At 28.0% G+C, this 9392-nt stretch carries 11 protein-coding genes and 1 pseudogene; 4 read left to right on the forward strand and 8 right to left on the reverse strand.

All coding sequences use genetic code 11. From position 1 onward, the window contains the following. From KJQ99_RS07715 to KJQ99_RS07730, 4 genes and pseudogenes are all read right to left on the reverse strand, one after another. Positions 1-300, reverse strand: a pseudogene (locus tag KJQ99_RS07715) (hypothetical protein); the annotation flags it as partial. Beyond that, complete coding sequence (locus tag KJQ99_RS07720; RefSeq protein ID WP_214150452.1) at positions 297-1175, reverse strand: NAD(P)H-dependent glycerol-3-phosphate dehydrogenase; 879 nt, start codon at positions 1173-1175, stop codon at positions 297-299. The pseudogene KJQ99_RS07715 and the gene KJQ99_RS07720, both read right to left, overlap by 4 nt. Next, positions 1172-2590: an Asp-tRNA(Asn)/Glu-tRNA(Gln) amidotransferase subunit GatB gene (gene gatB / locus KJQ99_RS07725; protein WP_214150453.1), complete on the reverse strand. Its 1419-nt coding sequence runs from the start codon at positions 2588-2590 to the stop codon at positions 1172-1174. The genes KJQ99_RS07720 and gatB overlap by 4 nt, the downstream gene beginning before the upstream one ends. Next, the gene (locus tag KJQ99_RS07730; protein ID WP_214118807.1) at positions 2590-3273 is read right to left on the reverse strand and encodes a F0F1 ATP synthase subunit A; all 684 of its coding nucleotides are present in this window, start codon (positions 3271-3273) and stop codon (positions 2590-2592) included. The genes gatB and KJQ99_RS07730 overlap by 1 nt, the downstream gene beginning before the upstream one ends. A gap of 130 nt (positions 3274-3403) precedes the next feature. On the opposite strand from KJQ99_RS07730, the gene KJQ99_RS07735 reads away from it, so the two are divergent. The 4 genes from KJQ99_RS07735 to KJQ99_RS07750 all read left to right on the forward strand — a co-directional run bounded on the left by KJQ99_RS07735 (position 3404) and on the right by KJQ99_RS07750 (position 5546). Then, on the forward strand, positions 3404-4438 hold the full coding sequence (locus tag KJQ99_RS07735; protein WP_214118805.1) for a flagellar basal body P-ring protein FlgI: 1035 nt from the start codon (positions 3404-3406) through the stop codon (positions 4436-4438). A 149-nt stretch (positions 4439-4587) separates the two neighbouring features. After that, positions 4588-4848 (forward strand): rod-binding protein, encoded by a 261-nt coding sequence (locus tag KJQ99_RS11050; RefSeq protein ID WP_239803721.1) that lies wholly within the window; start codon positions 4588-4590, stop codon positions 4846-4848. Between the two features lie 54 nt (positions 4849-4902). Then, positions 4903-5118 carry a flagellar biosynthesis anti-sigma factor FlgM gene (locus tag KJQ99_RS07745; RefSeq protein WP_214118801.1) on the forward strand — a complete coding sequence of 72 codons (216 nt, stop codon included), beginning with the start codon at positions 4903-4905 and terminating at the stop codon, positions 5116-5118. Beyond that, a complete protein-coding gene (locus KJQ99_RS07750) occupies positions 5112-5546 on the forward strand; it encodes a hypothetical protein (RefSeq protein WP_214142587.1) in 435 nt (144 codons plus the stop codon). The genes KJQ99_RS07745 and KJQ99_RS07750 overlap by 7 nt, the downstream gene beginning before the upstream one ends. Positions 5547-5564: 18 nt before the next feature. Here KJQ99_RS07750 and KJQ99_RS07755 read toward each other — a convergent pair whose 3' ends face one another. The 4 genes from KJQ99_RS07755 to KJQ99_RS07770 form a co-directional block, all read right to left on the reverse strand. Next, entirely contained in the window at positions 5565-6875 is a 1311-nt protein-coding gene (locus KJQ99_RS07755) for an MATE family efflux transporter (protein ID WP_214150454.1), read from the reverse strand. Positions 6876-6923: 48 nt separating this feature from the next. Further along, positions 6924-8258 (reverse strand): acetyl-CoA carboxylase biotin carboxylase subunit, encoded by a 1335-nt coding sequence (locus KJQ99_RS07760; RefSeq protein ID WP_214118795.1) that lies wholly within the window; start codon positions 8256-8258, stop codon positions 6924-6926. Positions 8259-8268: 10 nt separating this feature from the next. After that, on the reverse strand, positions 8269-8718 hold the full coding sequence (accB, locus tag KJQ99_RS07765) for an acetyl-CoA carboxylase biotin carboxyl carrier protein (protein WP_214118793.1): 450 nt from the start codon (positions 8716-8718) through the stop codon (positions 8269-8271). A gap of 114 nt (positions 8719-8832) precedes the next feature. Beyond that, a partial coding sequence (locus tag KJQ99_RS07770) for a DUF3137 domain-containing protein (protein ID WP_214150455.1) occupies positions 8833-9392 on the reverse strand: 560 nt, incomplete at its 5' end.

Genomic DNA, 9392 nt, shown 5'->3' on the forward strand with positions numbered 1-9392 from the left:
ATCTAAATCTTTATAATCAATTCCTAAAAATAATGGATTTACAATTGCTATATTTTTAAATCTACTTACTAATTTTTTTGCCTGCTCAATATCTGTGAAATTATTTGCCCTAAAAACTATACCACCAACTTTTCCAAGACTAGCTTCTTGACCTAATTTTCTTATATTGTATTCTTTAATATCTTTTCCATTAAAACCTATCATAATCATCTGACCAGCTAGTCTTTGGGTGCTTATATTTGATAAATTTTGAGAATACAATACAATATTTATAAATAATATAATTAAAAATTTTTTCATTTTTTTAATAAATCTTGTAAGCTAGTTTTTACATTCTTGCCATTTAAAATTAATAAAATTTCATTAGCAATAGGACAATATATATTATGTGTTTTTGCAATTTTACAAACTGATTTAGTGGTATCAATTCCTTCAGCAACTTCATTTAATTCTTGCTTAATTTCATCTTGATTATAGCCCTTTGCAAGCATTAATCCCACTCTGTAATTTCTTGATAATGTTGAGCTAGCAGTTAAAAATAAATCACCTGCCCCACTTAAACCTAGAAAAGTATTATCTTTAGCACCAAAAAACTTACCAAATCTAGTAATTTCTATAAGACCACGAGAAATAAGAGCAGCTCTTGCATTATTACCTAATTCTAATCCATCACAAATTCCACTAGCAATAGCAATAATATTTTTATATGCACCACAAATCTCAGCACCAACGACATCATTATCGGTGTATGTCTTTATAAAACTAGGAAAAAAATTAGCAAATTCTTGATTTAACTTATCATTAACACCACTAATTACAAGTGCTGTTGGTAAATTTTTACTAACTTCTGCTGCAAAAGATGGGCCAGTTAAAACACTAATATTTTCTATTGGAAAAAACTTAGAAAATACATCGTGTAAAAACAAGTCTTGATAAATACCTTTTGAAGCGATTAATACATAATTATCATTTAAATTACTAAAGTTAGCTCTAAGATAATCATAGGTTCCTTGAGCACTTAATGCAAATATTAAATATTTACTTTTTTTAGCTTCGTTTATATCAATATATTCACCTGATTTTTTACTAAAAGAACAAATATTTACTTTGTTATTAAGTGAGATAGCATGAGCTATTGCACTACCCCACTTACCAGAACCAATTACGCTAATCATCCAAGCTTAGCCTTTAAAAGCTCATTTACTTTATTTGGATTAAAAGCTCCTTTGCCTTCTTTCATAGTCTGCCCTACAAAAAATCCAAACAATTTATCTTTACCCGACTTATATTCAGCTACCTTATCTGCATTCTTAGATAATATTTCATCTATTATTGCATTAATAGCACCATCATCACTAACTTGTTTTAATCCTAGTTTATCAATAGCATCGCTTACACTTATATCGTTTTCAAACAAATAAGCTAAAACATCTTTGCCTGCTTTATTTGATATTTCACTATTTTCAATAGCTTTTATCAAATCTGCTAATTTTTCTTTTCCTACAGGAGAATTTGTTATATTTAATTCACCTTTTAATAAACCCATTAATTCTACACTTAACCAAGTTGTACTAAGTTTTGGAGAACAACCTGATTTTATTAAATATTCAAAAAACATAGCCATTTCTAGTGAGCTTACTAAAACCTTAGCATCATCTTCTTTTAGCCCATACTCGCTAACATAACGAGATATTTTCTCATCTGCAAGTTCAGGAATTGCAACATTAATCATATCAGCACTAGCAAATACAGGTAATAAATCAGGGTCTGCAAAATATCTATATTCAGCAGCTTCTTCTTTGCTTCTCATAGGTTTTGTAACAAGTCTTGTAGTATCAAATAATCTTGTTTCTTGAACTACTTCACTATCATACTTACCATCCATCCAAGCAGCTATTTGGCGTTCTTTCTCATACTCTATTGCTTTTTGAATAAATTTAAAACTATTTAAATTCTTAATTTCTACTCTTGTATAAAATTTATTATCGCCTTTAGGTCTAATAGATATATTAACATCACATCTAAAAGAGCCTTCTTGCATATTAGCATCACTAATATCTAAAAATCTTATAATAGAATGAAGTTTTTTAAGATAAGCTACAGCTTCATCAGCACTTCTAATATCTGGCTCACTTACAATCTCAAGCAGTGGAGTTCCCGCACGATTTAAATCTACTAAAGAATTATCGTTTTCGTGAATATTTTTACCTGCATCTTCTTCAAGGTGAGCTCTAGTAATTCCTATTATTTTTTTACCAAAATCACCTTCAATTTCTAATTTTCCACCTTCAACTATTGCCACATCAAATTGTGATATTTGATAAGCTTTAGGTAAATCAGGATAAAAATAGTTTTTTCTATTAAAAATACTTACTTCATTAATTTTTGCATTAATTGCTTTACCAAAATATATAGCCTTTTGTAAAGCTTCTTTATTTAATACAGGTAAAGCTCCAGGCAATGCCAAACATACAGGGCAAACATTAGTATTAGCAACTTCACCAAAACTTGTCGCACAAGAACAAAAAATCTTAGTTTTTGTATTAAGCTGAGTATGAACTTCTAAACCAATAACTACTTCAAATTCCATTAATGCTCCTCATCAATTGCAATAGCACTAGCTATATATACATAAGTTAAAATCATAAATACAAACGATTGTAAAAATGCCATAAATGTTAAAAGAAAATATGGTGGAAGCGGAGCTACGATTGGAACTAAAGCCAAAATAACACCTAAAAATAAATCATCTCCTTTAATATTTCCAAAAAGACGGAAAGATAAAGAAACTATACGAGAAAAATGTGATATCACTTCAACAACAAACATAAGTGGAGCAATCACTTTAACAGGACCAAAAAAATGCTTGAAATACTTAAAAAATCCTTGAGTTTTTATGCCTTCGTAATGATAGTATATAAAAACAATTATTGCTAAAGGAAGTGTTAAATTTAAACTAGCACTAGGAGCTTCAAATCCAGGAATTATACCTATTATATTGCTTACAAAAACAACTAATCCAAGAGTAGCGATTAAAGGAACATATTTTAAAGCTGCTTCCTTTGAGCCTAAAGTATCTTTACCCATAGATAAAACACCATCTAAAAACATTTCCATAATATTTTGAATACCTTTTGGAACTAATTGCATTTTAGAAGTTGCTAATTTTGCTAAAACCAAAATAATTGCAATAACTAAAACGAAATGAATTAAATAAGTAATCGCTTTATTGTCATCAGCTATAAAATCACTAAATAAAAACAAATTGTGCATTTATTATCCTTAAAATTTGAAAGTAATCTGCTGATTTTACAAAAGCTAATTTAGTATTTGGTTAATGTTTTTGTAAAAAATATGGAATATGATTTGCTTAATTTAAACATATTTAAAATAAGGAAAAATAATGAGATTTATGATATTTTTGATATTTATATTAAATTCCTTAATGGCTTCACAAATAAAAGATATAGCAAATATTGTTGGAGTTAGGGATAATGAATTAATCGGATATGGTTTGGTTGTTGGTCTAAATGGTAGTGGAGATGGTTCTAGTAGCGAATTTACTATTCAATCAATTGCAAATATGCTAGGCTCTATGAATATCAAAATAAGCCCTGATGATATTAAAAGTAAAAATACCGCAGCAGTTATGATTAGTGCAAAATTACCTGCCTTTGCAAAAAGTGGGGATAAAATTGATGTAAATGTAGCTTCATTAGGTGATGCTAAAAGTTTAAAAGGTGGAACACTTTTATTAAGTGCTTTAAAAGGTGTTGATGGGAATATTTACGCATTAGCTCAAGGAGCGCTTAGTATAGATAGTAGCGGCAAAGGTGCTAGTATGACAAATGCAAAAATAACAAATGGAGCTAGTATAGAAAGAGAAGTTAATTTTGATTTTAACAATCAAGAAAGAATTACTCTAAGTCTAAAGCAAAATGATTTTGCACTAGCTAGTAAAATAAAAAATGCAATAAATAAAGCTTATGATTTAGATATAGCAAAAGCTACAGATGGTAAAACAATAATAATAGAAAGACCAGAAGAAGAAAGTGCAGTTGATTTTATAGCAAAAGTATTATCACTAGATGCTGGAGAAATAAACGCAAATAGTAAAATCATAATAAATGAAAAAACAGGAACGATAATAAGTGGAATTGATGTAGAAGTTAGTCCTGTTTTAATATCTCATGGAAATATAACAATTAAAATTGAACCTAAAAGACCTTATGAACTAAAAGACAATGAAGTTGATTTAAAAGATGGTAGTGTAATTGATACTAGCTCAAATATTTTAAGAATTACTAACGATAAAATAACTTTAGCAAATATCACTAGAGCCTTAAATAAACTAGGTGCAAGCCCTGCTGATGTAATAACGATTATTAAAAATTTAAAACAAGCTGGGGCAATTAATGCTGAATTGGAGATTTTATAATGGATATATCAAAAATTTATGAAAATACATATAAAAATACTCTACCAAATACAAATACCTTAATAAAATTAAGTGAAGATAGTAAAAATAATTTTTCTAATTTATTAGAAAAAGAAATTAATAAAATAGAAAATAAAAAATCTCATGAAATTTTAAATTCTAATTTAATAAACCAGCCAAATACTGCAAAAGTAGATGAAAAATTGTTAAAAGAACAAACAGATGCTTTTGAAGCATTTATGATAAAAAGTGTCCTTGATATTAGTCTTAAATTAGAAAATCCACTATTTGGAAAAGACGCTGGAGATGATATTTATGGCTCAATGTATAATGATGCTATGAGTAAGGCTTTAAGTGGTGGGCTTGGATTTTCTGAAATGCTATTTAATTTTTTAAAAGAAAGGCTATAAAGTTTTTTAAACTAATTCCGATATAGTATGCAAATATTATAAAAAGGTTGAAAAATGTTAAACTCACTTAGTTCATCTATGGTATATTCAAGCCAAGATATTATGAAGCCAAAAGCTACAAAAAGTGAAAATGTTGATAAAACTGAAGTTAAAGAAACCAAAAGTTCTTTGAGCCCAAAAGCAGCTGCTATAGCTGAGCAAATTGCAAATGGAACTTATAAAATTGATTTAAAATCTACCGCAAATGCAATTGCAAATGAGTTATGCTAATGATAGAAAAAAGACTAGCTACTGCTAATAATCTTTTATTAAAAATTATTAGCATAACAGAACAAGGAATAAGTGATATTAAAGAAGCTAGAAAAGACAGACTTGATACTCAAAATAAGGAAAAAGTAGAAGCGCTTAATGCTTTTTTAAAAGAAAAGCAAGCTTTAGATAATGCCTTACTTGAATTAGCTACTAAAAATAATGGTAATTTATCAGATTTATTAAGTGAAAAATCAAGCGATTTATTACAACAATTAAAATTTAATTTAAATTACTTATTAGCAAAAAACAAAGAATATGCAAAATATGTGCTAAGTGTTAAAGAATTTTATGATTCTTTACTTGAAGAAATGTTAAAAGATAGCATAGAAACTAACGGATACAAACAAGAATTTAAAAGCACAACAACACTAAATCATAAAATATAAATATCTTTTAAAAGATATTTATACAGCTGATTTGCTTTGCCATTTTTTACTTTTCCAACGATATGTATTAGCAAGTCCTCTTAAAAGTTCATCAACTACAAAAGCGCTCCATATTCCAACCATGGCAAAATGTAAATGTATCCCTAAAATATAAGCTAAAGGAACACTAACTCCCCACATAAAAACAATCCCAGCATAAAAAGGAAAAGCAGCATCTCCACTAGCCCTTAAAGAATTAACCATTACTATATTTAAAGCTCTTGAACTTTCTAAGAAAAAACTTATTATAAAAAGCGGTTTTATAATATTTATTAATTCATTGCTTAAACTAAGTGCTTGAAATATATAATCTTGAATTAAAAAAACAAAACTAGCATATACTAAACTACAAATTATTGCAATTTTTAATACTTTAAAACTTTGTTTATACGCTTTTTCAAATTCTTTTGCACCAACTAGCCTACCGATGATTATCTCATTAGCCACACTTAATGCAGAGCTAGTAGTAAATATAAACATTGAAATTTGAAAAAATATACTTTGAATACTTAAAGCATCTTTTCCTAATATTCCAACAAAAGCGAAAATAACCATATATTGTGCTGACCATAGTAGATTTTCTCCTGCACTAAAGCCACCTATTGTCAAAATATTTTTTAATATTTTTTTATTAATTTTAAAAAATAGCTCAAAATAAATCTTAAGTTTTGCAATCTTAAAATATATATAAACTAACATTGCAAGGCTTACTATCCTAGAAATTACACTTGAAATTCCCACTCCAAATAAGCCTAAATCATATTTATACAAAAATATAGCATTAAAAACGATATTAACTGCATTCATAATAAGCGATACAATCATTAATTCCTTAGCCTTAGCATAAGTTCTAATTACAGATGATAAAGCTATATTTAAGCAATCTAACAATATTACATAAGCTATAGTTTGTAAATATATTAATGAATAATCAAATATATCATTAGGAACATTTAACAACTTAAGCATATTGCCATCAAAAAAATTAATTATAAAAAATATCAAAATACCTAAAACCATATTAAAAGATATACTAATATGAGCTGACCTTATTGCTAAGTTTTTGTTATTAGCACCTAAAGCTTGAGATATTAATACACTTGAACCAATTGAAAGGAATGAAAATATAGTTGTAGCTATTATAAAAATCTGATTTGCACTACTCATAGCTCCTATTAAAAACACATTGTATCTACTAATCATAATAGTATTTATGACAATAGAACTAAAACGAAGTAGCATTTCTAAATAAATATTTAAAGATAATTTATAAAAATTAATTTCTTTCATAGCATTACTTAAGGCTAAATGAAATTCTTAAAGAATTTCATTTAGGAATTATCTTCTTGATAAATAGTTTGTATCAAATTTATTGTTTATAAAATCAGGATTTTCCATCATAGAAATATGAAAATCTTTTGTAGTTTTAATACCACTTACTATTAATTCTTGTAAAGCACATTTCATCTTATGAATTGCCATCTCTCTTGTAGGAGCCCAAACAACAAGCTTACCTATCATACTATCATAAAACGGAGGAACACTGTATCCTTGATAAACATGGCTTTCCATTCTCACATTTGCACCTGCAGGAGCTGTATATCTACTAATTGTCCCAGGACAAGGTGTAAATGTTTTAGGGTCTTCTGCAGTAATTCTGCACTCAATTGAATGACCTTTAAAATTTATCTCTTCTTGTTTAGGTAGAGCTTTTCCTTCAGCTACATTTATCATATGACGAATAATGTCTTCTCCACTACACATTTCACTTACGCAATGCTCAACCTGTAATCTTGTATTCATTTCAATAAAATAAAAGTTTTGATAATCATCTAATAAAAACTCAAATGTCCCTGCACCTTCATATCCAATAGCTTTAGCTGCTCTTATAGCAGTTTCTAATAATTTTTCTCTAGTAGCTGGCTCTAAAATTCTAGCTGGACTTTCTTCTATTAGCTTTTGATGTCTTCTTTGCATAGAGCAATCACGCTCACCTATATGAATAACATTTCCAAAACTATCTCCTATGATTTGCACTTCAATATGGCGTGGATTTTTAATGTATTTTTCAATATACATTCTACCATCACCAAATGCACTTGTAGCTTCGCTTTCAGCAGACCAATATGCTTTTTCTAAATCAGCAGCCTTTTCAACCACACGCATACCACGACCACCACCACCTGCAGCAGCTTTTAAAATAACAGGATAGCCCATTTCTTCAGCTAATTCTTTTGCAACTTCTACTCCACTAATAGCCCCATCACTACCTGGGATTACTGGAACACCTGCTCTTTTCATAACTTGTTTAGCTTTACTTTTATCGCTCATAGTATTCATAGCTTCTACACTAGGGCCTATGAATTTAATATTATGACGCTCACAAATTTCTACGAAATTTTGATTTTCACTCAAAAAGCCATATCCAGGAAAAATCGCATCAGCACCACATAATTCAGCAGCACTAATAATTGATGGGATATTTAAATAACTCTCGCTTGATTTTGGACCACCAACGCAAATACTAGCATCACAATATTTTAAATATAAAGCGTCTTTATCAGCACTAGAATATATACAAATAGCTTCTTTACCCATTTCTTTAATCGTTCTAATAGCTCTTAGAGCTATTTCTCCACGATTAGCAATTAAAATCTTTTTAATCTCTCTCATTGCAACCTACTTATAGTTTTTCAACTGCAAATAATTCTGTTCCATACTCCACAGGTTGTCCATCTTCTACTAAAGCGCTTACGATTTTGCAATCAAATTCAGCTTCAATTTCATTCATAATTTTCATAGCTTCAATAATGCAAATTGTATCGCCTTTTCTCACTGTTTGACCAACTTTTACGAAACTAGCTGCCCCTGGACTTGGTGCTTGATAAAATGTTCCTACCATTGGGCTTGTAATTGCTGGATGAGTGTTTTTAGCAGGTTGTGCTTCATTTACTACATTTACATTAATTGGTGCTGGAGCACTTTGTGGCATTACTGCAGGAATTGGTGCGCATTCAACAACCGTTCCTTGCTTTTCTAAGCTAATTTCAAAATCGCCTTCTTTGATTTTGATTTTGCCTATATTTGCTTGAGCAAACATATCTATTAATTCTTTTATTTCTTCTCTTTTCATTTTCTCTCCTGATATAAAATTCTGACAATTTTAATGTTATAAATATAACAAAAATAAAATTATAACTTATAATAGCATATACTTTTAATTTCGTGTTTCAAATTCTCACATTTTTTAAAACTCATTAACAATATTTATTATGCTTTTAAATTCTTTTTCAATATTTTCACTAAAAGAAAAATTATGAATATAAATATGCAAATAATTATCTTTATAAAAAAGACTTATTTTGTGATTAATAAGTTTTGCATTATTACTAATAATATCTAATTTCTTAGGATTTAAGAATTTAAAAACTTCTAAATTATTATTAGAATACAATTTAAAATATTTATTAAAATCTACATTATCAAGTAAAATTAAAGGCTCTTTAACTCCTAAAATATCCTTAATATCGCTATTACTAACTATTATAAAATCTTTCATTTTTATATTTTTTTTACGAATATAAATTCCTTTAAAAATATCTTTTTCTCTTTTTTTATCTTTTTGTGTGTAATAAGTATTTTTAATATTAACCTTTAAAATATCTAAATCATCTTTATTATAAGCAAATTCTATATTTAAACTTTCATTATTAATTATGCCTTTTTTAATATCGCTTATATTTGATATTTCATTAAAATTATTGCTAATAAAAAATGGTTTGATTATATTTTTATACTGAATATAGC

The organism is Campylobacter sp. 2018MI13, assembly GCF_018501135.1.
GTDB lineage: Bacteria > Campylobacterota > Campylobacteria > Campylobacterales > Campylobacteraceae > Campylobacter_E.

Excerpts from the sequence above, each read along its gene's own strand:
- KJQ99_RS07735 (WP_214118805.1), top strand. The coding sequence starts at position 3,404 with ATGAGATTTATGATATTTTTGATATTTATATTAAATTCCTTAATGGCT.
- KJQ99_RS07760 (WP_214118795.1), bottom strand. The coding sequence starts at position 8,258 with ATGAGAGAGATTAAAAAGATTTTAATTGCTAATCGTGGAGAAATAGCT.
- KJQ99_RS07745 (WP_214118801.1), top strand. The coding sequence starts at position 4,903 with ATGTTAAACTCACTTAGTTCATCTATGGTATATTCAAGCCAAGATATT.
- gatB (WP_214150453.1), bottom strand. The coding sequence starts at position 2,590 with ATGGAATTTGAAGTAGTTATTGGTTTAGAAGTTCATACTCAGCTTAAT.
- KJQ99_RS07730 (WP_214118807.1), bottom strand. The coding sequence starts at position 3,273 with ATGCACAATTTGTTTTTATTTAGTGATTTTATAGCTGATGACAATAAA.
- KJQ99_RS07720 (WP_214150452.1), bottom strand. The coding sequence starts at position 1,175 with ATGATTAGCGTAATTGGTTCTGGTAAGTGGGGTAGTGCAATAGCTCAT.
- accB (WP_214118793.1), bottom strand. The coding sequence starts at position 8,718 with ATGAAAAGAGAAGAAATAAAAGAATTAATAGATATGTTTGCTCAAGCA.
- KJQ99_RS07755 (WP_214150454.1), bottom strand. The coding sequence starts at position 6,875 with ATGAAAGAAATTAATTTTTATAAATTATCTTTAAATATTTATTTAGAA.
- KJQ99_RS07750 (WP_214142587.1), top strand. The coding sequence starts at position 5,112 with ATGCTAATGATAGAAAAAAGACTAGCTACTGCTAATAATCTTTTATTA.